This window comes from Mycobacterium interjectum (assembly GCF_900078675.2).
GTDB lineage: Bacteria > Actinomycetota > Actinomycetes > Mycobacteriales > Mycobacteriaceae > Mycobacterium > Mycobacterium interjectum.
In genome coordinates this window covers 2,182,670-2,204,280 of record NZ_LT546237.1, presented here as the reverse complement: position 1 = coordinate 2,204,280, position 21,611 = coordinate 2,182,670, and the positions used below count along the sequence as shown (strand labels likewise).

Genomic DNA, 21,611 nt, shown 5'->3' with positions numbered 1-21,611 from the left:
GGGCATGGCGGCGCGGGGCGGTCGCGGCGTGCTCGAGCAGCCGCCGCAGCACCCCGACCGCCTCGGTCAGCACCTCGCGGTCCGCGGGCTCGAGCAGGGCCAATTGCGGTTCGATGGCGGCGGCGCGGTCGGCCCGCACGGCGTTGAGGGTGCGGATCCCGTCGGCCGTGATGCGGATCCGCACCGCGCGGGCATCCCCGGGATCGACGGTTCGGGTGACCAGCCCGGCGTCCTCGAGCCGCCGGACCTGAGTGGTCATCGTCGGTTGCGAACAGTGATCGACGGACGCCAGGTCGCCGATCCGGGCTTCCCCGTGGGCCTCGATGGTGGCCAGCAGCCTGGCCTGGGCCGCGGGCAGGGGCATCTGGATGCGCTGGGTGGCCAGCCGGTTGAGGCGGGCGACGACGGCGAGTAGGTCGGCCCCCAGGCCCGATTGGCTCTCGGTGTTTGCGGCGTCAACGACATCGCTGTGGTTGGCGGCGGATGCATTCATCCTTCCATGTTTGCATAGCTTTGCTAAGCGAGACGAGTCCCACACGCCCGGGCGTGAAAGCCCGGGTGCGTGGTGTGGCGCGGCGAGTTACTGCCGCGGCCTGGCAGAATCGATGAAGTGACCGCCCCTCGACCCACCCCTTCGCGCCACCGGGGCGGACCGTTGCGGCCGGTCGAATTGGCGCAGGCCTCCGTCATGGGGGCGCTGTGCGCGGTGATCGCGATCATCTCCGTGGCCGTTCCGTTCGCGGCGGGGCTGGCCTTGCTGGGCACCGTGCCCACCGGGCTGCTGGCCTACCGTTACCGGCTGCGCGTCCTGGTGGCCTCGACGGTTGCCGCCGGGGTGATCGCCTTCCTGATCGCCGGGCTGGGCGGTTTCATGACGGTCGTTCACTGCGTCTACATCGGCGGCCTGACCGGCGTCATCAAGCGCAGGCGCAGGGGCACGCCGACCGTGATCGTCTCGTCGCTGATCGCCGGACTCGTCTTCGGCGCCGCGAACGTCGGCGCGCTGATGGTGATGACCCGGCTGCGGCACCTGATCTTCGAGGTGATGACCGCGAACGTGAACGGTATCGCCACCTTCCTGACCCGGGTGCACATGCAGGGCACCGCCGGCGACCTGAAGCGGTATTTCGCTGTCGCGGTGGACTACTGGCAGATCTTGGTGCTGATCTATTACTGCGTCGGGATCATGGTCGTGTCGGTGATCGGCTGGTGGGCGTTGTCGCGCCTGCTGGAACGGATGCGCGGCATCCCCGATGTGCACAAGTTGGACGCCTGGGAGGGCAGCAACAGCGAGCAAGGCGCCGTCGGCCCGGTTCCGGTGCGCTTCGACAAGGTGCGTTTCCGTTATCCCGGTGCCCGCCAGGACGCGCTGCGGGAGGTCAGCCTGGACCTGCACGCCGGCGAGCACGTCGCGGTGACCGGGCCCAACGGCTCCGGGAAGACCACGCTGATGCTGATCTTGGCCGGCCGGGAACCGACGTCGGGCACCGTGCAGCGCCCCGGCGCCGTCGGACTGGGCAAGCTGGGCGGCACGGCCGTGGTCCTGCAGCACCCCGATAGCCAGGTCCTGGGCACGCGGGTCGCCGACGACGTGGTCTGGGGTCTGCCGCCCGGCACCAAGATCGACGTGGAACGGTTGCTGAGCGAGGTCGGCCTCGACGGGCTCGCCGAACGCGAAACCGGAAGCCTGTCCGGCGGCGAACTGCAGCGCCTGGCGCTCGCCGCGGCGATGGCCCGGGAGCCGGCGTTGCTCATCGCCGACGAGGTCACCACCATGGTCGACCAGCAGGGCAGGGAAGCCTTGCTCGGCGTGCTGTCCGGCCTGACCCAACGGCACCAGACCGCCCTGGTGCACATCACGCACTACAACAACGAGGCCGAATCCGCCGAGCGCACAATCGATCTCAGCGACTCGCCGGACAACTCTGGCATGGTCGAGACCGCGGTCGCGCCCGCGAGAAACGGGGCGGTCCAGCACGATTCGCACGCGCCAGTGATCGAACTTGTCGGCGTCGGCCACGAATACGGCATCGGCACCCCGTGGGCCAAGACCGCGTTGCGCGACGTCAGCTTCGCCGTGGAGCAGGGAGACGGCGTACTGATCCACGGCGGCAACGGATCCGGCAAGTCGACGCTGGCGTGGATCATGGCCGGGCTGACCGTTCCGACCAGCGGCACCTGCCTGATGGACGGACGGCCCACGCACGATCAGGTCGGCGCGGTCGCGTTGTCGTTCCAGGCGGCCAGGCTGCAGCTGATGCGGCCCCGTGTCGACCTGGAAGTGGCCTCGGCGGCGGGCTTTTCGGCCCGCGAGCACGATCGCGTCGTCGCGGCGCTGGGCGTCGTGGGCCTGGATCCCGCCCTGGCCAAGCGGCGGATCGACCAACTCAGCGGCGGGCAGATGCGCCGCGTCGTGCTGGCCGGACTGCTGGCGCGGTCGCCGCGCGCCCTGATCCTCGACGAGCCGCTGGCCGGGTTGGACGCCGCCAGCCAGCGGGGCCTGTTGCGACTGCTGGAGGATCTGCGCCGGGAACGGGGCCTGACGGTGGTGGTCATTTCGCACGACTTCGTCGGGCTGGAAGACCTCTGCCCGCGCACCCTGCACCTGCGCAACGGCACGCTGGAACCGGTAACGGCCGCGGCGGGGGGCATGGCATGACCACCACCTCCGCCCCGTCGCGCGGCTCGAACCGGCGCACCCCCCGGCCGGTCGTGCTGCTGGTCCCGGTGCCCGGGACCTCGACCATCCACGATCTGTGGGCGGGCACCAAACTGCTGGTCGTGTTCGGCGCGTCGGTGCTGCTGACGTTCTACCCCGGCTGGATCACCATCGGGTTGGTGGCGGCGCTGGTGTTGGCGGCGGCCGGCATCGCGCGCATCCCGCGCGGTGTGCTGCCGTCGGTGCCGGGGTGGCTGTGGATCGTCATCGCCCTGGGCGGCATCACGGCCGCACTGGCCGGCGGCAGCCCGAAGGTTTCGCTGGCCGGTCTGGAGATCGGACTCGGGGGAGCCCTGAACTTCCTGCGCATCACCGCGCTGACGGTCGTGCTGCTCGCGCTGGGGGCGATGGTGTCGTGGACCACCAACGTCGCCGAAATTGGCCCTGCGCTGGCCACTTTGGGCCGACCGCTGAAACTGCTGCGGATCCCGGTCGACGAATGGGCCGTCGCGTTGGCGCTGGCCCTGCGCGCCTTCCCGATGTTGATCGACGAATTCCAGGTGCTCTACGCCGCGCGCCGACTGCGGCCCAAACGCATACCGCGAAGCCGAAAGGGCCGCCGCCGGCGGCACGCCCTGGAGCTGATCGACCTGTTGGCCGCCGCCATCACCGTGACCCTGCGGCGCGCCGACGAGATGGGCGACGCGATCACCGCCCGCGGCGGCACCGGTCAGCTGTCGGCCAATCCGGCGCGGCCGAAGCTGGCGGACTGGGTCGCGATCACGATCGCCGTCGCGACCAGCGCCCTGGCGGTGGTGCTCGAGACGATCTTTCACACGATGCCCTAGCGTGGCCGACATTCGCCGCAGCCGCAGCATCGCGGCCCGCCCCGACGACATCTGGGACGTCCTGGCGGACTTCGGCTCCATCAGTTCGTGGGCGGCCAACGTCGACCACTCGTGCATCCTGTTCTCCGGGCCCGAAGGGGGAGTCGTCGGCACCGCCCGGCGGGTTCAGGTCAAACGGGATGCCCTCGTCGAACGCATCACCGAATTCGATCCCCCGCGCGCCCTCGCCTACGACATCGAGGGCTTGCCGCGCCGCGTGCGCAGGGTGGCCAACCGCTGGACGCTGGCCGGGGGCCCGGACGGTTCGGCCCTGACGACCATCGTGACCCTGACCAGCACGGTGGAAATCGGTTCTCGCCCAGCCCAAACGCTGGCCGAACGCGTGCTGTGCCGCATCCTGGCGCGGCAGTCCGACGTGATGCTTGCCGGGCTCGCGACCCGGTTGGAGGCTGCCCGTGTCTGATCGCCCCGACGTCGTCATCATCATGACCGACGAGGAACGCGCCGTCCCGCCGTACGAGGCTCCCGACGTCCTCGCGTGGCGCGACCGAACGTTGGCCGGGCGCAAGTGGTTCGACGATCACGGCGTCAGCTTCGCCCGGCATTACACCGGCTCGCTGGCCTGCGTGCCCAGTCGCCCAACGATTTTCACCGGGCACTATCCCGATCTGCACGGGGTCACCCAGACCGACGGCATCGGGAAGACCGCCGATGACTCTCGCATGCGCTGGCTCCGCCAGGGCGAGGTGCCCACGCTGGGCAACTGGTTCCGTGCTGCCGGATACGACACCCACTACGACGGCAAGTGGCACATCTCGCACGCTGACCTCGTCGATCCGGCGACCGGCCGCTCGCTGGCGACCAACGACGACGACGGCGTCGTCGACGCCGCCGCGGTGTGGCGCTATTTGGACGCCGATCCTCTTGGGCAATTTGGCTTTTCGGGATGGGTGGGTCCTGAGCCGCACGGGGCGCTGCTGGCGAATGCGGGCGTTCGCCGCGACCCGCTGATCGCCGACCGCGTCGTCGCCTGGCTCACCGACCGCTACGCCCGCCGTCGCGAGGGCGATCCCGCCGCGCTGCGCCCTTTCCTGTTGGTGGCCAGCTTCGTGAACCCCCACGACATCGTGCTGTTTCCGACGTGGTCGCGGCGGGGCCCGGTGCAGCCGTCACCGTTGGATCCGCCGCCGGTGCCCCCCGCGCCCACCGCCGGCGAGGACCTGTCCACCAAGCCGGCCGCGCAAATCGCCTTCCGCGAGGCCTACTACTCCGGCTACGGGCCGGCGCCGGCGGTCAGCCGGATCTACGAACGCAACGCGCAGCGCTACCGCGACCTCTATTACCGGCTGCACGCCGAGGTGGACGGGCCGATCGACCGGGTCAGGCGGGCGGTCACCGAGGGCGGCTCGGCCAACGCGGTGCTGGTGCGCACCGCCGACCACGGCGATCTGCTGGGCGCCCACGGTGGGTTGCACCAGAAATGGTTCAACCTGTACGACGAGGCCACCCGCGTTCCGTTCGTGATCGCCCGCATCGGCCCGGGTGCCACGCGGCCCCGTGTCGTCACCGCGCCCACCTCGCACGTCGACCTGGTGCCGACGCTGCTTTCGGCCGCCGGCATCGACGTGACCGCCGTCGCGCCCGCACTGGCCGAGTGGTTTTCGGAAGTCCATGACCTGCCGGGCCGCGATCTCATGCCCGTCGTGGATGGGGAGCCGGCCGATGAGGCCCGGGCGGTCTACCTGATGACCCGCGACAACATGCTCGAGGGCGATACCGGCGCCTCGGGGCTGGCGCGGCGCCTGAGGCGCACCGTCAATCCGCCTGCGCCGCTGCGGATTCGGGTGCCCGATTACGTGGGCTCGAACTTCGAGGGATTGGTCGTCCGCGTCGACGAGGCGGCCGGGGGCGGTGGTCACCTGTGGAAGCTGGTCCGCACCTTTGACGACCCGGGCACCTGGACCGAACCCGGCGTGCGGCACCTCACCGCCAGCGGGCTCGGCGGCGAGGCCTACCGGGCGTCGCCGCTGGATGACCAATGGGAGCTGTACGACCTGACCGCCGACCCGATCGAAGCCGACAACCGGTGGACCGATCCGGACCTGCATGAGCTGCGCGGGCGGCTGCGGGCGCAGCTCAAGCAGGCCCGGGCCAGTTCCGTCCCGGAGCGAAACCGGCCGTGGCCCTACGCATCCCGCCGGCCACCGCAGCCGCGGCAGTCGAGAGTCAGGCGCTGGATCAGGGCCGCATTCGGCAGCTAAAGCACATTGGCCACGGGAGCACCAGCAGCCGGCCATCACCCAATCCCGGAATGCGGTATCGCATTTGATACCGCATTCGAAAGTCGGCTCATGGCCTAAAGAGAGCGACACCGTCCGGCGTAATCCGGGTGTTCCGCCGGATCAGCGATCGCGCCTGATGCAGGTGCTTGGCCGCCCACCTGCGATACATTCGTCGCGCCCACGATATCCGCTCGCGCGGGCGCTCCGTTTTGCGCACCAGCTCGAGTTCGACGTGCTCGGGCTCCTCCGTTCCGAGTTCTATGCGGTCGCGACCGCGGATGAAGTCCAGCACCAGCGCGTCGGAGTCCAGCAATTCGCGCTGCCACGCCTCGTGGTCGCCGACGTCCGCGATGCCCATCGTGTCGGCGGCGTTGCGCAGCACCTCGCCCAGCTCGCCGCCCAGCAATTGACGAAACGCGTCGGCGCCCTGCCGGGGATTGGCGATCATCCACGAGTGGTAGGCCTCGGGAACCTTGTACAGCGTGGCGTCGGCCTCGTTGGCGATTTCGCGCGCGTAGGGGAACGGCACGATCATGTCCTTTTCGGCGTGCACCACCATCGTCGGCATCCCCTCGTCCCGGATGGTGTGCAGCATCGGCGTGTAATCACCGGACTCGATGATGGCCCTGATCGTCCGGACCGCCGCGAGTGGGTAACGCAGGTTGGGCGCCGCCACCGCCACCAGCACCCGGAAGTATTCGAGCTGCTCCGCGGGGGAAAGCTGCGTCGGGTCGCCCAGCGTGTCCCGAACCGCGGTGTAGGCCGCGCCCAGGGCCTTGGTTGGGGACTTGACCAGGTTGGGGATCGTGGTGTCGAACCGAGCGCCGGCCGCCGGGTCGAACAGCACGGCGGCCAGTACCCGCTCGGGCGCGCGTGCGGCCAGCTGGATGGTCATTCGCCCGCCCATCGAATGGCCGACGAACAACGCTTGCCCGATGCCCAGCGCGTCAAGCGTGCGCAATACCGAGTCGGCGCGATCGGTGAAGCTGCAGGCGTCGCTGGGCAGCCGCCCGGTGTCGCCGTGACCGGCCGCGTCGACGGCGACGACCAAAAATCCCATACCGGCTATCCGGCTCAGCATCCGCAGATACGCCCGACGGCTCAGCAGCAGCCCATGCATGAAGAGCAACGGCACCCCGCGGCCGCCGACTGACAGCCCGATCCGCCGCCCGTCATCGAGTTCCACGATGTGATGGCTCAGGCGGATGCGGGTAAGTGAAGGCTGCGACATGGCCACAACGGGATTCCCGGCCTGCCGGTCATCAAAGGGGGGCTCGTCGGATGCCTACGCCCTAGGTCCGCATGCGGTCGATGAGATTCGAGAGCACGACGATGCTTTCGCTGCGTTCGATGTCCGCGCTCGAGCGGATGCGTTCCAGGGCAGCCTCCAGGTGGCGCATGTCGCGGGCCAGCACGTGCAGGATCGCATCCGACGTGCCGGTGACCGTCGCCGCACTGACCACCTCGGGCATGTCCACCCACGCCGCCCGCAGCCGGTCGGGCGCGATCGTGCCGTGGCAGAACACCTGCACGTAGGCCTCCGTCTTCCAGCCGAGCGCGTTGGGGTCGACGACCGTCGTGAAGCCCTTGATCACGCCGTCGTCGAGCATCCGGTCGACGCGACGCTTGACCGCGGGCGCCGAAAGGTTCACCTGCTGGCCGATTTCGGCGAAGGTGGCCCGCGCGTTCTGGGTCAGCTCGCCGAGGATGCGCTCGTCGGTCTCGTCCAGGCGGTCCACGGGCAGGTCCCCTTTAACAAATCGCCGTAATCCCGATTCCAGTGCAACAAATCAATTATAGACACGCAAGAAACGTCGTTTGCTTGTTCTAGGCAGGGCAAATACCGTTGATTTATGACGGATTCGTTCGTTGCGGCGCCCGCGCCCGCCAAGCCCGTTCGCAGGTCCCGGGCGCGCCGGTACGCGATGACCCCGCCGACGTATTTCGCCGTCGAGTACGCGATCAACCCCTGGATGGACGTCGACACGCCCGTCGACGCCCACGTCGCGCGGGCGCAGTGGGAGGCCCTGCGCCGGACCTATTTACGGCTGGGCCACCGCGTGGACGTGGTCGAGCCCGTGCCCGGGCTCCCCGACATGGTCTACGCCGCCAACGGCGGGTTCATCGCCCGCGACGTCGCCCTCGTCGCCCGATTCCGATTCGCGCAGCGTGCCGGCGAGTCGGCGGCCTACGCCGACTGGATGTCATCGCTGGGCTACCGGCCCGTGTCGACCCGTCACGTCAACGAGGGGCAGGGCGATCTGCTGATGGTCGGCGACACGGTGTTGGCCGGCTATGGATTTCGCACCGACCGGCGCGCCCACTCGGAAATCTCCGCGGCCCTGGGCGCGCCGGTCGTGTCGCTGGAGCTGGTCGATCCGCGCTTCTATCACCTCGACACCGCGCTGGCCGTCCTCGACGATCACACGATCGCGTTCTATCCGCCGGCGTTCAGCGCGTCCGCGCGGGACCGGCTGCGCGCGCTGTTTCCCGACGCGATCGTGGTCGGAAGCGCCGACGCGTACGTGCTGGGGCTCAACGTCGTCTCCGACGGCCTGCACGTCGTGCTGCCCTCGGCCGCAACCGGTTTCGCCGCCCGGCTGCGTGCGGCCGGCTTCGAGCCGGTGGGCGTGGATCTGTCCGAGTTGCTCAAGGGCGGCGGTTCGGTCAAGTGCTGCACATTGGAGGTGTTCTGAATGACGATCCTCGACACCGAAGCCGACACGGCGATCGCCCTGGTCGAAAGGCATGCGGCGCATAACTATTCGCCGCTGCCCGTGGTAGCGGCCAGCGCCGAGGGCGCCTGGATCACCGACGTCGACGGCCGCCGCTACCTGGATTGCCTGGCCGCTTACTCGGCGGTCAACTTCGGCCATCGCCACCCCGAGATCACCGCGACGGCCCACGCGCAACTGGATACCCTCACGCTGGTCAGCCGCGCGTTCCACTCCGACAACCTCGGACCGTTCTGCGCGGCGCTCGCCGGGTTGTGCGGCAAAGACATGGTGCTGCCGATGAACTCCGGTGCCGAGGCGGTGGAGAGCGCCCTCAAGGTGGCCCGCAAATGGGGCGCCGACGTCAAGGGCGTCCCATCGGGCCGGGCGAACATCATCGTGGCCGACAACAACTTTCACGGCCGCACGATCAGCATCGTCAGCTTCTCGTCGGACCCGACGGCGCGGGACGGGTTCGAGCCGTTCACCCCCGGCTTCCGCTCGGTGCCGTTCGGCCATGCCGCGGCGCTGGCCCGGGCGATCGACGAGAACACGGTGGCGGTCCTGCTGGAGCCGATCCAGGGCGAGGCCGGCATCGTCGTCCCGCCCGACGGCTACCTGCCCACCGTCCGCGCGCTCTGCAGCGAACACAACGTGCTGCTGATCGCCGACGAGATCCAGTCCGGCCTGGCCCGCACCGGTTACACGTTCGCCTGCGACCGGTGGGGCGTCGTACCGGACGTCTACCTGCTCGGCAAGGCGCTGGGCGGCGGCGTGGTCCCGCTGTCGGCGGTGGTCGCGGACCGCGAGATCCTGGGCGTGCTGCATCCCGGTGAGCACGGCTCGACTTTCGGCGGCAACCCGCTGGCGGCGGCGATCGGCAGCACCGTGGTCGCGATGCTGGAGCGCGGCGAATTCCAGGCCCGGTCGGCGGAATTGGGGGAGCACCTGCACCGCCGCCTGCGGGGGCTGATCGGCGAGGGCGTGGTGGCGGTGCGCGGCCTCGGCTTGTGGGCGGGAGTCGACGTCGATCCGGCGCTGGGCAGCGGCAAGGACATGAGCTTGCGGATGGCCCGCCGCGGTGTCCTGGTCAAGGACACCCACCGGTCGACGCTGCGGTTCGCGCCGCCCCTGGTGGTCACCGAGCGGGAGATCGACTGGGCGATTGACCAGTTCGCTGCGGCGTTGGGGGAGGCGTGCGCATAATCAGCTGATCCAAGCGACAGGGGGGCCTTTGCCATCCAGCTCGATCAGCCTGACAGAACAGATGCTGCGCCGTCGTCCCGTCGTCGGCGCGCATGCCGCACGCGGGGCCGCCGACCACCTCAAGCGCAGCATCGGCACGTTCCAGCTGACCATGTTCGGGGTCGGCTCGACGGTCGGCACCGGGATCTTCTTCGTGATGTCCCAGGCGGTGCCCGAGGCCGGGCCCGCGGTGATCGTCTCGTTCCTCATCGCCGGCATCGCGGCCGGGCTGGCGGCCATCTGCTACGCCGAATTGGCCTCCGCGGTCCCGGTTTCGGGCTCGTCGTACTCCTACGCGTACACCACGCTGGGCGAGGCCGTCGCGATGGGCGTCGCGGCGTGCCTGCTGCTGGAATACGGGGTGTCCACCGCCGCGGTATCGGTCGCCTGGAGCGGCTACCTGAACAAGCTGGCGAGCAATGTGTTCGGATTCCAACTGCCGCATGCCCTGTCGGCCGCGCCGTGGGACACCGAACCGGGCGTCGTGAATCTACCGGCGATCGTCCTGATCGTGATGTGTGCGCTGCTGCTGATCCGCGGCGCCAGCGAATCGGCCAAGGTCAACACGGTCCTGGTGCTGACCAAGCTCGGCGTGCTGATCATGTTCGTGGTCCTCGCGTTCACGGCCTTCGACCTCGACCGGCTCAAGGACTTCGCCCCATTCGGCGTCGCGGGCATCGGGTCGGCGGCCGGCACCATCTTCTTCTCCTACATCGGCCTGGACGCGGTGTCGACGGCGGGCGACGAGGTGAAGGATCCGCAGAAGACCATGCCGCGCGCGATCATCGCGGCCCTGGCGACGGTCACCAGCGTGTACGTCCTCGTCGCGCTGGCCGCGCTCGGCACCCAGCCGTGGCGGGATTTCGCCGCGCAGCAAGAGGCGGGGCTGGCCACCATCCTCGACAACGTCACCCATGGCAGGTGGGCCAGCACGATTCTGGCCGCCGGCGCCGTCGTCTCGATCTTCTCCGTCACGCTGGTCACCATGTACGGCCAGACCCGCATCCTGTTCGCCATGGGCCGCGACGGGCTGCTGCCGTCGCGATTCGCCACGGTGAATGCGCGCACCATGACCCCGGTGAGCAACACCGTGATCGTCGCGGTGGCCGCGGGGAGCCTGGCGGCCTTCGTGCCGCTCGACAAGCTGACGGACATGGTGTCCATCGGCACGCTGACGGCATTCATCGTCGTGTCCGTCGGGGTGATCATCCTGCGCGTGCGCGAACCCGACCTGCCGCGGGCGTTCAAGGTGCCGGGTTACCCTGTCACGCCGGCCCTTTCGGTGCTCGCGTGCGGCTACATCCTGATCAGCCTGCACTGGTACACCTGGATCGCGTTCACCGCCTGGATCGCGGTGGCGTTGGTCTTCTACTTCGCCTGGGGCCGCCACCACAGCGCGCTCAACGAGAGCGAAACACTGTGAGCGTGGTCGTCGGTTACCGGGCCGGTGAGGTCGGCCTGTCCGGGCTGCACCTGGCCGTGCGCGCCGCGCGGTCGCTGGGCACGTCGCTCGTCGTGGCGACCATCGTGCCCAAGCCCTGGCTGACACCGTCGTTCGCCCGCGTGGACGCCGAGTACGAGCAGTGGGCGGACAACCTGGCCGCGGACTCGTCGAACGAGGCCGCGCGTTTTCTCGGCGAGGTGTCCGACGGCATCGACGTCGCCTACCTGCATCGCGCGCACCGGTCGGTGTCGGGTGGGCTGATCGAGGTCGTCGAGGAAGTCGGCGGCGAGGTCGTGGTGCTGGGGTCGCTGCCCAGCGGCGGGCCCGGTCCCGTGGTGATCGGCACGACCGCCGACTGGCTGTTGCACGCCTCGCCGGTGCCGGTGGCGATCAGCCCACCCGGATACCGCGCGCACACAGGCGGATTGACGCGGCTCACCTGCGCCTACGCGGCCACGCCGGACTCGATCGAGGTGGTGCGGCGATGCTCTGAGGCCGCGCGGCGATTCGGGGTGCCGCTGCGGGTGATCACCTTCGCGGTGCGGGGCAAGACCATGTACCCGCCCGAGGTCGGACTGGACGCCGAGGACCAGATCCTCGAGGCGTGGGCGACGCACGCGCGAGACATATTGGCGGGCTTGAAGACCGACGGGGTGGTCGGCGACGACGTCGCGCTGGACGTGGTCACCGGTCACGACTGGGAAGGCGCGCTGCGCAAGGTCGACTGGCAGGACGGCGAGATCCTGGCGATGGGCACCCGGCCGCGCGACGAGATCCGCCGGGTGTTCGTCGGTTCGCGCAGCGCCAAGATCATTCGCGAGAGCCCGGTGCCGGTGCTGGTGCTGCCCGGCTAGCGTCGCTCAGCGGCGCGCGGCGGCGTTGGCCTTAGCCAGCTCCCGCTGCGCCGAACGTGCACTGGTGGCGAGGAATCGCCGAAAACACCGCCCTGAGTGCACGTTGGGCGACGCCGCCCGAGCCCGACCGCGAGGCGACGACACACGCCACTGGCGCGCTCAGCGCTGCGCGGCGGCATTCGCCGCCGCCTGAGCCCTCCTCAACATCGTGCCGACATCGCCGCGGCCCAGGAACATTTCGTCGAAATAGCTCTGCATGGCGGCGTACCCCGCGGGGAAGCCGGCGCCGGTGGGCGCGGGGATGCGGGGGCCGTTCAGCACGGCGAAGAAGGGGGTGACGTCGATGCCCTCGGCGGCCCAGTGGTAGAAGTAGACCCGCTGGGCCGACAGCACCGCGGGGATCGCCGCGCCATTGCGGCCCAGGTATTCGTTGCCCTCGCGGCTGCCCATCCAGGCCAGTACCTGGCGCACCGCTTCCGGATGTTTGGTCGCCGAATTGCCAGCCGCGGCAATGCCATTGGTGACGCTCACCCGGCCGACGGGGCCGGCCGGCATCATCGCCACCCCCCAGCGGAACCGGGCATCGCGGGCCACCGGCTCCAGGTTGTAGGTGCCGGACTGGAACAGCGCCATCCGGCCCGCCAGAAACTGATTGCGGGAAAAATCGCCGTTGCCGTTGGTGTCGGCGGCCGGCGGCGCGACGTGGTCGGCGTTGATCAGGCCGACCAGATAACGGAAGGCGCCCACCGCGGCGGGATTGTCGAAGGCGAACTCGTCGCCGCGCTGGAACACCCCACCCGCCGATCCGATGTAGTTCAGGTAGATGCCCTGCGGGTCGTTGGCCGCGTTGTACCCCCACTGACGAACACGCCCGGGGTCGAAACGCGGTGTGCCCGCGGCGTTTCCGTCGGCGTCGACGGTCAGCCGGGCCAGCAGCGGACGCAGGGTGCCGCCGCCATCCGGGCTCCACCGCAGGGCGTTGAGCTGCGCGGGGTCGACTCCGGCCGCCTCGAGCAGGTCGGCGTTGTAGAACACCGCGATCCCGGCGTCGGTCAGCTGCGGCACGCCCCACAGCACGCCGCCGCGGGTGAACTGGTCCACCACCGCCGGGTCCCAGTCGGCGGCGGCGCCCGGGCCCAGCGTCTTGCCGATGTCCAGCAGCCGGCCGCTGTCGGCGTAGGCGGCGAGGTATGCGTTGGACAGCCAGAAGATGTCGTCGACGCTGCCGCCGGCGACGTCGGTGCGCAGCGTGTCGAAGTACGTCGGATACGCGACGATGTTGGGGCGCACCTCGATGTCGGGATGTGTTCGGTTGAAGGCCTCGAAAGACCGCTGATAGGCCGCGGCGATCTGGTCGGCCCACAGCCGCACCTTGATGACGATCTTGCCGCCGTGCGGCTCGCCCGAGTAGTCCAACAGCACCGCCATGGCGGCCAACAGCACCGCGACGGCCACCAGCGCCCCGGCGACCAGCGTGGAGGAACGGGGCCGGGTCACTTCAGCCCCGAGACCACGATCGAGGCGACGATGTGGCGCTGGAAGCCGACGAACAGCGTGATCAGCGGAACGATCGCGAGCGTCGTCGCCGCCATCACCAGCGTCCACTGGGAGTTGAACCGCGACTGCAGGTCCGCGGTCGCCACGGTGAGCACCCGCCACTTGTGCCCGCTGGTGATCACCAGCGGCCACATGAAGTTGTTCCACTGCGACACCACGGTGATGAGCGCCAACGCGGCCAGGACCGGCCTGCTGGACGGGATCACCACGTGCACGATCACGTCCAGGGTGTTGGCGCCGTCCAGGCGCGCGGCGTTGATCAGGTCATTGGGGATGAGGCGAAAGTGCTCGCGCAGCAAGAAGATCGCGTACGGCGAGCCGAACATGAACGGCAACACCAACGCCCAGAAGGTGTTGCGCAGGCCCAGCTGGGCCATCATCAGATACATCGGCACCACCGTGACCGTCCCGGGCACCATCAGCGTCGCGATGTAGACCCAGAACAGCGCGTCGCGGCCCGGAAAGTGCAAGCGCGCGAATGCGAATGCGGCCAGCACCGAGAAGGTGAGCTGACCCGCCAGGATCACCAGCGTCATCAGCGCGGTCACCGCCGCCGCGCGGCCGAACCCGGCCCCGGCCAGGTCGGCGTAGTTGGCCAGCGTGGGTGGCCGCGGCCATTGCAGCGGCGTGCCCGTGACGAACTGGTGCGCCGAGGTGAACGACGTGAGCAGGCCAAGGGCGAACGGCGCCAACGTGATCAGCGCGCCCAGCGCCAGCCCGGCATAGAGGACGCCATTGGTGAGGCGGCTAGACGAGGTCATAGCTGATCCGCCGCCGGAAATACAGGTGCTGCACGATGGTGACCCCGATGAGAATCACGAACAGCACCACCGCCATGACCGACGCCCTCCCGATCGCCGCCGCGCCGAAGGCCTCGGCGTAGATGCGGTGGGCCACCAGGTCGGTGCGGCCGGCCGGGCCGCCGCCGGTCAGGGCGTACACCATGTCGAAAACCTGTGCGGTGCTCACGATCCCGGTCACCAGGACGAAGAACATCGTCGGGCGCAGCATGGGCAGCGTGATGCGCCGGAACCGCTGCCACGCGGTGGCGCCGTCGGTGCGCGCGGCCGCGTGGATGTCGTCGGGGATGGCCAACAGGCCGGCCAGGAACGACAGCGAGACGTAGCCGACGTTGGTCCACACCACAACGGCCGACACCAACGGCAACGCGAAGCTGGGGTCGGAGAGCCACCCGATGCTGTGCCCGAGCACGGCGCTGACGGCGCCGTCGGTGGGGGCCAGGATCCAGCGCCACAGCACCGCGATGGCCAGGGGGGCGCAGATCCACGGCAGCACGTACACCGTGCGGAACAGGCCGGTGCCGGGAAGGTTGCGGGCCAGCATCGACGCGGCGAGCAGCCCCAGGACCGTCTGGGCGGGAACCACGATCGCCACGAAGACGGCGGTGACCAGCAGCGAGTTGCCGAAGCCGCCGTCGGTCAGCACCGACCGCCAGTTGGCCAGGCCGACGTAGCGCAGCGGGCCCAGCAAGTCCCAGCGGTACAGGCTGAGCCAGATCACGACGAGGATGGGCAGCAGCAGAAACGCGACCACACCGAACAGGCTGGGGGCCAACAAGGCGTAGCCCAGCGCGGTGGATCGCGGCTGCCTTTTCAGCACAGCGCTGCTGGCCATGGAGGTAATTAAAGCGGGCGCCACCGCGCGCGGTGGGAAGCGGTCGTTACCGTGGAGCCGTGAGAGCGAACCGGGCAATCGATGCCGACTTCATCGACCTGCCCCGCCACGAGCTCGCCGAAGCCGCGTTGTCGGCGGCCAAGGCGGCCGGCGCCGGCTACGCCGACCTGCGGCTTCACCGCCTCAGCACCGAGATCATCCAGCTGCGCGACGGCGAGCTGGAGACCGCCGTCGTCAGCCGGGAGGTCGGCCTGGCGGTGCGGNCGACTGTACGGCTTTGCCCACCACAGCGTTTCGACGACCTTTCTCGCGTCGTCGACCGGGCTGCGCCGGCGCTTCACGCAGCCCACCGGCGCGGTGGAGATCAACGCCAAACGCGGCGACGCCAGCGCGTGGGCGGGCATCGGCACCGCCGATTTCGTTGACGTGCCGACCGATTCGCTGCTCGAGCAGTTGTCGATGCGGCTCGGCTGGGCCAAGCGCAGCGTGGCGCTGCCCGCGGGGCGCTACGAGACCATCATGCCGCCGTCGACGGTGGCCGACATGATGATCTACCTGGCCTGGTCGATGGCCGGCCGCGGCGCGGAGGAGGGCCGCACCGCGCTCTCGGAGCCCGGCGGCGGCACACGGGTGNCCCAGCGTGGTGGCCGGGCCCACGGATCTGGTGATCGACCCGACCAACCTGTGGCTGACCATCCACGAATCCATCGGTCACGCAACCGAATACGACCGCGCGATCGGCTACGAGGCGGCCTATGCCGGAACGTCGTTCGCCACCCCCGACAAGCTCGGCACCATGCGCTATGGCTCGCCGGTGATGAACGTGACCGCCGACCGCACCGTCGAACACGGCCTGGCCAGCGTCGGTTACGACGACGAGGGGGTGGCCGCGCAGAGCTGGGACCTGGTGCGCGACGGGATCTTCGTCGGCTACCAGCTGGACCGGGTGTTCGCGCCGCGGCTGGGACAGCCGCGCTCCAACGGGTGCTCGTATGCCGACTCGCCGCATCACGTGCCCATCCAGCGGATGGCCAACGTGTCGCTGCAGCCCGGACCCGAGGACGTCAGCACCGCCGAGTTGATCGGTCGCGTCGAGGACGGCATCTACATCGTCGGCGACAAGTCCTGGTCAATCGACATGCAGCGGTACAACTTTCAATTCACCGGCCAGCGGTTCTTCCGCATCCGCGACGGCCGCCTGGACGGCCAGCTGCGCGACGTCGCCTACCAGGCCACCACCACCGACTTCTGGAACTCGATGGAGGCCGTGGGCGGCGCCTCGACCTGGCGACTCGGCGGGGCGTTCAACTGCGGCAAGGCGCAGCCCGGGCAGGTCGCCCCGGTCAGCCACGGTTGTCCGTCGGCGTTGTTCCGGGGCGTCAACGTGCTCAACACGGTCAGCGAGGGCGGGCGATGATCAGGCCTCAGCACGTCGTCAACCTCGTCCTGGAAGAGGCGGCCAAGCTTGGGGGCGCCAGCGAGACCATGGTGCTGGTCACCGACAGGGTCGAGGCGACGTTGCGCTGGGCGGGCAATTCGATGACCACCAACGGGGTGTCGGTGAACCGCAGCATCACGGTGATTTCCGTGATGCGCCAAGGGGATAGCGCCCACATCGGCACGGTGGTGTCCGCCGAGGTGGATCCGCGGGTGATACCCGGTTTGGTGGCGGCCTCCCAGGAGGCGGCCCGCTCGGCGCCGGAGGCCGGTGATGCCGCGCCGCTGCTGTCCGACAGCGGCGAGCCCGCGGATTGGAACGCGCCGGTGCCCGGCACGGGCCCGCTGGTGTTCTCCGACGTCGCCGACTCGTTGAGCCGGGGCTTCCGCGGCGCCGATCGACTGTACGGCTTTGCCCACCACAGCGTTTCGACGACCTTTCTCGCGTCGTCGACCGGGCTGCGCCGGCGCTTCACGCAGCCCACCGGCGCGGTGGAGATCAACGCCAAACGCGGCGACGCCAGCGCGTGGGCGGGCATCGGCACCGCCGATTTCGTTGACGTGCCGACCGATTCGCTGCTCGAGCAGTTGTCGATGCGGCTCGGCTGGGCCAAGCGCAGCGTGGCGCTGCCCGCGGGGCGCTACGAGACCATCATGCCGCCGTCGACGGTGGCCGACATGATGATCTACCTGGCCTGGTCGATGGCCGGCCGCGGCGCGGAGGAGGGCCGCACCGCGCTCTCGGCGCCCGGCGGCGGCACACGGGTGGGGGAGCGGCTCACCGATTTGCCCCTGACCTTGTTCTCCGACCCGATGGCGCCCGGGCTGGCGTGCACACCGTTCGTTGCGGTGAGCAACTCCTCGGAGACGGTGTCGGTGTTCGACAACGGCATGGAGATCGCCCAGGTGGACTGGATCCGCAACGGGGTGATCAACGCGCTGGCCTACCCGCGGGCGACGGCCCACAAGTTCGACGCCGACGTCGCGGTGGCCGCCGACAACCTGGTGATGACGGGCGGCGCGGCCGAGTTGGCCGACATGATCGCGGGCACCGAGCGCGGCCTGCTGCTGACCACGCTGTGGTACATCCGCGAGGTCGACCCCACCACGCTGCTGCTCACCGGCCTGACCCGCGACGGGGTCTACCTCATCGAGGACGGCGAGGTGACCGCGGCGGTGAACAACTTCCGGTTCAACGAGAGCCCGCTGGACCTGCTGCGGCGGGCCACCGAGGCCGGGGCGAGCGAGAAGACGCTGCCGCGGGAGTGGGGCGATTGGGCCACCCGGGCGGCCATGCCGTCGCTGCGGATCCCGGACTTCTACATGTCGTCGGTGAGCCAGGCGCAATAGTCGATTGCCTTGCAGGTGGGCGCGCCCTAGCGTGTGGGGAATGCTGACCCAGTTGGTGGCCCTGTCCCCGGGCGACGGGCGCCTTGCCGGTTTGGTCCGGCGCGTGTGCGCGCAGACGTTGTCGCTGCCGCCGTTGCCTTCGTGCGTCGACGTTTCCGAGCCCGCGTCGGAGGCCGAGGCCGTCGTCGCCGAGTTCGCCGAGCAGTTCAGCGTCGACGTCTCGGCGATCACCGGCGAACAGCGGAAGCGGTTGTGGCAGCAGCTGGGGGACAGCACCTTTAGCGTGGTGACGCAGATCTACATCGCCGACTTCGTGCCGCGGGTGCGGGCCGGGCTGGAGGCGCTGGGCGTCGGCTCCGAGTATCTCGGCTGGGTGGACGGGCCGGTCGCCTGGGACCACACCACCGAGCCCTCGGACGTGGTGTTCAACGACTTTTTGCCCGCGGTGGCCCGGATGCGGGCGCTGGACCCCGTCACCGCCGAGCTGGTCCGGCTGCGCGGCGCGGCTCAGCACAACTGCCGGCTGTGCAAATCGCTGCGCGAGAGCACCGCACTGGACGCCGGGGGATCGGAGTCGCTGTACGGCGATATCGACCACTACGAGGACTCGAGTCAGTTAACCCGCCGCGCTAAAGCAGCGCTGCGCTACGCCGATGGGTTAATTTGGACCCCTGCGCACCTCGTCGCCGACGTTGCCGCCGAGGTGCGCTCTGGGTTTTCCGAGGTCGAGGCCGTCGAGCTCACCTTCGACGTCATGCGCAACGCCAGCAACAAGGTCGCCGTGTCGCTGGGCGCCGACGCCCCGCGCGTCGAGGAGGGCACCGAGCGATACCTGCTCGACGCCGAGGGGCAGACGGTCTTCAGCTGACGGTGGCGTCGCCCACGAACTGACTACGCTTTAGCAATGTCGTTACGACGGTTCAGCCCGTATCGAGGTCGGCGTCTGCGGTGGGACGAGGCCGTCTTTGAGCGCATGGCCATGACCCGCGTCGGCTCCCTGCTGGGGAAGTTTTTGGCGCCGCGGGTCGACAAGGTGTTGATACCTCGGACAAACGGCCACCTCAGCACCATGGGGGTCGACAAGGTCGGGATCGTCACGACCACCGGCGCCAAGTCGGGCCGCGCCCGTCCGCAGCCGCTGGCGTTGATCGACGACGGCAACGGGCTGCTCGCGATCGGGTCGAATTACGGCCGCGAGAAACATCCGGGGTGGAGCGCCAACCTGCTGGCGCACCCCGAATGCACCATCGAGCTCAACGGTCCGCCTGCGCCCTACCGAGCCGAACTGCTGGATGGCGACGAGCGTGCCGCAGCCTGGGCGACGGCCATCGACGTCTACGCCGGATACGAGGGTTATCGCCGGAAGTGCGCGCCCCGGCAGATCCGTATTTTTCGATTCCGCCCGGTCGCCGGTGAGCACGGCATCGCCGACAGTGGAAGCTGACGCTAAGGTCGAACCCGTCATCCGCCCGGGGGCGGTAGCTCAGTTGGTTAGAGCCGCGGACTCATAATCCGTTGGTCGCGGGTTCGAGCCCCGCCCGCCCCACGTCAGAGGCCATTTTTCAAGATCAGTCTCGCCAAGTCATCGTTTATGCGGACCGCGCGGTCCAGCAGGTCCGCTACCTGCGTGTGGATCCGGCCCCGGGTCATGTAGCGGTCCTGGGTCATGCTGACGTGGCTGTGCCCGAGGTGGTCGGCGCCGATCCGGGCTGAGAGCCCTTCGTCGTCGATGAGGGTCGCGACAGTCTTGCGGAAGCTGTGGGTGGTCACTTCGGCCACACCTAGTTCTTGCCGTGCCGTGCGCCACTCCTTGCCGAAGTTGTTCGGGTCGCGAAGCGTCGCGGCCGTCGAGGGGAAGATGACCACTTGCTCGCCGAGGTAGGGCAGCTGGCGGCGCTTCAGGAGCATGTCGACGGCGAACTTGGGTAGCGGGATGGTTCGCCGGCCGGCGGCCGACTTGGTCTCATCGACGCGCAGCAGGCCCTCGCCGGGCACGCGGATGACCTTGCCGGTGGTGGCGAGCATGCTCGCCTTCTCGTCAAAGTCGACCCAGCGCAGGCCGAGGAGCTCCGAGCGCCGAAGGCCGGTGGCGATGAGCAAGGTGATCGGATCGATGAGGTCGTGCTTTTTACAGAAGTCGGATGTCTGCAGCTTGGCGAGAAGCTCGCGCAGCTGGTCGGCGGTTAGCGCGACCGCGCCCTTGGGCTGGCTCTTGGACCGCAGCGGTTGCACGTCGCGCACTGGGTTGGCGCCTAGCACGCTGGCCATCACCGCGAGTTGTAGGGCGCCGCGCAGGATCGACTTCGATTGGCGGGCCCTCGTCGCGCCGTGCGCGCTCCGCATGGAGCGCAGGGTCGCGTCCATGCGGGCGGGTGTTGCTTCGCTTACCCGCAACCCACCGATGAATTTCTTGAGGTTGTTGGTCGTGAAGCGGTAAGTCGCCATGGTGACAGGTGAGCGGCCGTCTTCGGCCAGCCGGGCAAGGTGCTGTTCCACGAGGTCAGTCACTCTTGTGTCTGGGTTGATTTCACCGTGATTGGCGGAGCGTTTGCGCTCCGCGAGCGCAGCGATCAAAGCGTCCGCGGCCAGCTTGCCGTGCTGGTCGTATTCGTCGGCGGGACCTAGCCTTTGGACGATGCGGGTTACGCCGTCGGCGTCACGGTAGCGGCAACGCGCCAGCCAAACGCCACCACCTGTGTAGATGCGTTTGATCTGGCCATGTGTACCGATCCGGAGTTGCGGCCTTCCTGCCATAGTTCCTACTTCTGCGAGGCTGGACATCCCGAGCCATGACTTGCCAGGCCGAGCGTTGTTCCAGCGTTGCGAGTCGCCCGTTTGCATGCACTGTATCGCGCATCACCGACACGGGAACCGCTACGCGGAGTTTCGCCTGCGTTGGTTCATTTGTGTTGTCTCCCAGGCGACGACATCGCTCATTCGATACCGGACGTGCCGGCCAAACTTGGCATACGGCGGCCCTGTTCCTTTCGACGCCCACTCGGCAGGTGTCTTCACGGGCACGCCGTAGCGGTCGGCCAGCTCCTGTCGGGTTATCCACCTGTCGTCGGTGATCTCCTCCATGGCGACTCTTTCCTTCGCTGGCTGCCGGAAGGCTGGCCCATGTGAATATCATCTGCTCTGTCTGGGGCTTATGCCACGGTCAGAGTGAGCGAGCGTGCGCTTCGGCCGCGGCGCGGTCGCCGACGCGGCGGTGCACCGCTTTCCGGAGTGCGCGCGGCTACTCGTCTGCATTCCTGCCCCGTTGTCCATCAAGATTGCGTCAGACATACTGTTGTTCAACGCTTTTCCCAATGATTCTCATTGACTCTTGCTCATCCCGATCGCCTTTTGTTGCACCGCAAACAAATCCATAAACCCGCCAATTGCTATGGCACATTTGCACACCGGTGTGCGAGATTAGCGGTAGCACACACATGGTGTGCTACCGCCACGGTTGTGCGCCAGGCGGTTTGAGCGCTCGGGCGGTGCGCCATGTTGACGATTGCCAAGCTGTCGCGGTGGTCGATCAACTACTACAACGACACCGCCCGCGCCGCCGGCGCGGCCGCCGGCGATGCCCGGCGCG

The 21,611-nt window shown here is 68.9% G+C and carries 19 protein-coding genes, 1 tRNA gene and 1 pseudogene; 13 read left to right on the top strand and 8 right to left on the bottom strand.

Going from position 1 to position 21,611, the window contains the following annotated elements; translation table 11 throughout:
* Window positions 1-493 (bottom strand): MarR family winged helix-turn-helix transcriptional regulator (locus BN4348_RS45010; RefSeq protein ID WP_066913990.1); only part of this gene is annotated, 493 nt, incomplete at its 3' end.
* A gap of 117 nt (window positions 494-610) precedes the next feature.
* On the opposite strand from BN4348_RS45010, the gene BN4348_RS45005 reads away from it, so the two are divergent.
* From BN4348_RS45005 to BN4348_RS44990, 4 genes are read left to right on the top strand one after another with little or no spacing between them, the layout of a single operon-like run.
* Entirely contained in the window at window positions 611-2,659 is a 2,049-nt protein-coding gene (locus BN4348_RS45005; protein ID WP_066913988.1) for an ABC transporter ATP-binding protein, read from the top strand.
* Window positions 2,656-3,507, top strand: coding sequence for an energy-coupling factor transporter transmembrane component T family protein (locus BN4348_RS45000; protein ID WP_066913986.1), 852 nt, complete (start codon window positions 2,656-2,658; stop codon window positions 3,505-3,507). The genes BN4348_RS45005 and BN4348_RS45000 overlap by 4 nt, the downstream gene beginning before the upstream one ends.
* 1 nt (window position 3,508) lies before the next feature.
* A complete protein-coding gene (locus BN4348_RS44995; protein ID WP_066913984.1) occupies window positions 3,509-3,970 on the top strand; it encodes an SRPBCC family protein in 462 nt (153 codons plus the stop codon).
* The gene (locus BN4348_RS44990) at window positions 3,963-5,768 is read left to right on the top strand and encodes a sulfatase-like hydrolase/transferase (RefSeq protein ID WP_084454244.1); all 1,806 of its coding nucleotides are present in this window, start codon (window positions 3,963-3,965) and stop codon (window positions 5,766-5,768) included. Before BN4348_RS44995 ends, BN4348_RS44990 begins: the two co-directional genes overlap by 8 nt.
* A gap of 88 nt (window positions 5,769-5,856) precedes the next feature.
* On the opposite strand, the gene BN4348_RS44985 is transcribed toward BN4348_RS44990, so the two are convergent.
* A complete protein-coding gene (locus BN4348_RS44985; protein WP_066913994.1) occupies window positions 5,857-7,020 on the bottom strand; it encodes an alpha/beta fold hydrolase in 1,164 nt (387 codons plus the stop codon).
* Between the two features lie 61 nt (window positions 7,021-7,081).
* Complete coding sequence (locus BN4348_RS44980; protein ID WP_066913982.1) at window positions 7,082-7,528, bottom strand: Lrp/AsnC family transcriptional regulator; 447 nt, start codon at window positions 7,526-7,528, stop codon at window positions 7,082-7,084.
* A gap of 114 nt (window positions 7,529-7,642) precedes the next feature.
* On the opposite strand from BN4348_RS44980, the gene ddaH reads away from it, so the two are divergent.
* Genes ddaH through BN4348_RS44960 form a run of 4 tightly spaced genes read left to right on the top strand, consistent with a single transcriptional unit; the run spans window position 7,643 to window position 12,046 of the window.
* A complete protein-coding gene (gene ddaH / locus BN4348_RS44975) occupies window positions 7,643-8,485 on the top strand; it encodes a dimethylargininase (RefSeq protein WP_066913980.1) in 843 nt (280 codons plus the stop codon).
* Window positions 8,486-9,709: an ornithine--oxo-acid transaminase gene (rocD, locus tag BN4348_RS44970; RefSeq protein ID WP_066913978.1), complete on the top strand. Its 1,224-nt coding sequence runs from the start codon at window positions 8,486-8,488 to the stop codon at window positions 9,707-9,709.
* 28 nt (window positions 9,710-9,737) lie between these two features.
* Window positions 9,738-11,171 carry an amino acid permease gene (locus tag BN4348_RS44965; protein WP_066913977.1) on the top strand — a complete coding sequence of 478 codons (1,434 nt, stop codon included), beginning with the start codon at window positions 9,738-9,740 and terminating at the stop codon, window positions 11,169-11,171.
* Window positions 11,168-12,046, top strand: coding sequence for a universal stress protein (locus tag BN4348_RS44960; RefSeq protein WP_066913975.1), 879 nt, complete (start codon window positions 11,168-11,170; stop codon window positions 12,044-12,046). Before BN4348_RS44965 ends, BN4348_RS44960 begins: the two co-directional genes overlap by 4 nt.
* A gap of 159 nt (window positions 12,047-12,205) precedes the next feature.
* Here BN4348_RS44960 and BN4348_RS44955 read toward each other — a convergent pair whose 3' ends face one another.
* From BN4348_RS44955 to BN4348_RS44945, 3 genes are read right to left on the bottom strand one after another with little or no spacing between them, the layout of a single operon-like run.
* Window positions 12,206-13,543: an ABC transporter substrate-binding protein gene (locus BN4348_RS44955; RefSeq protein ID WP_066913974.1), complete on the bottom strand. Its 1,338-nt coding sequence runs from the start codon at window positions 13,541-13,543 to the stop codon at window positions 12,206-12,208.
* On the bottom strand, window positions 13,540-14,364 hold the full coding sequence (locus BN4348_RS44950) for a carbohydrate ABC transporter permease (protein ID WP_066913972.1): 825 nt from the start codon (window positions 14,362-14,364) through the stop codon (window positions 13,540-13,542). Before BN4348_RS44950 ends, BN4348_RS44955 begins: the two co-directional genes overlap by 4 nt.
* The gene (locus tag BN4348_RS44945) at window positions 14,351-15,238 is read right to left on the bottom strand and encodes a carbohydrate ABC transporter permease (RefSeq protein WP_066913970.1); all 888 of its coding nucleotides are present in this window, start codon (window positions 15,236-15,238) and stop codon (window positions 14,351-14,353) included. Before BN4348_RS44945 ends, BN4348_RS44950 begins: the two co-directional genes overlap by 14 nt.
* Window positions 15,239-15,336: 98 nt before the next feature.
* On the opposite strand from BN4348_RS44945, the pseudogene BN4348_RS62855 reads away from it, so the two are divergent.
* The 5 genes and pseudogenes from BN4348_RS62855 to BN4348_RS44910 all read left to right on the top strand — a co-directional run bounded on the left by BN4348_RS62855 (window position 15,337) and on the right by BN4348_RS44910 (window position 19,571).
* Window positions 15,337-16,655: pseudogene (locus BN4348_RS62855) on the top strand (TldD/PmbA family protein).
* A complete protein-coding gene (locus tag BN4348_RS44925) occupies window positions 16,652-18,025 on the top strand; it encodes a TldD/PmbA family protein (RefSeq protein WP_066913965.1) in 1,374 nt (457 codons plus the stop codon). Before BN4348_RS62855 ends, BN4348_RS44925 begins: the two are co-directional and overlap by 4 nt.
* A 40-nt stretch (window positions 18,026-18,065) precedes the next feature.
* Entirely contained in the window at window positions 18,066-18,893 is an 828-nt protein-coding gene (locus BN4348_RS44920) for a carboxymuconolactone decarboxylase family protein (RefSeq protein ID WP_066913963.1), read from the top strand.
* 36 nt (window positions 18,894-18,929) lie between these two features.
* A complete protein-coding gene (locus BN4348_RS44915) occupies window positions 18,930-19,469 on the top strand; it encodes a nitroreductase family deazaflavin-dependent oxidoreductase (protein WP_211145729.1) in 540 nt (179 codons plus the stop codon).
* A gap of 28 nt (window positions 19,470-19,497) precedes the next feature.
* Window positions 19,498-19,571, top strand: a tRNA-Ile gene (locus tag BN4348_RS44910).
* Between the two features lie 2 nt (window positions 19,572-19,573).
* On the opposite strand, the gene BN4348_RS44905 is transcribed toward BN4348_RS44910, so the two are convergent.
* On the bottom strand, window positions 19,574-20,779 hold the full coding sequence (locus BN4348_RS44905) for a site-specific integrase (protein WP_066913961.1): 1,206 nt from the start codon (window positions 20,777-20,779) through the stop codon (window positions 19,574-19,576).
* Window positions 20,780-20,899: 120 nt separating this feature from the next.
* Window positions 20,900-21,106: a helix-turn-helix transcriptional regulator gene (locus tag BN4348_RS44900; protein WP_012395231.1), complete on the bottom strand. Its 207-nt coding sequence runs from the start codon at window positions 21,104-21,106 to the stop codon at window positions 20,900-20,902.
* Between the last annotated feature and the right edge of the window lie 505 nt (window positions 21,107-21,611).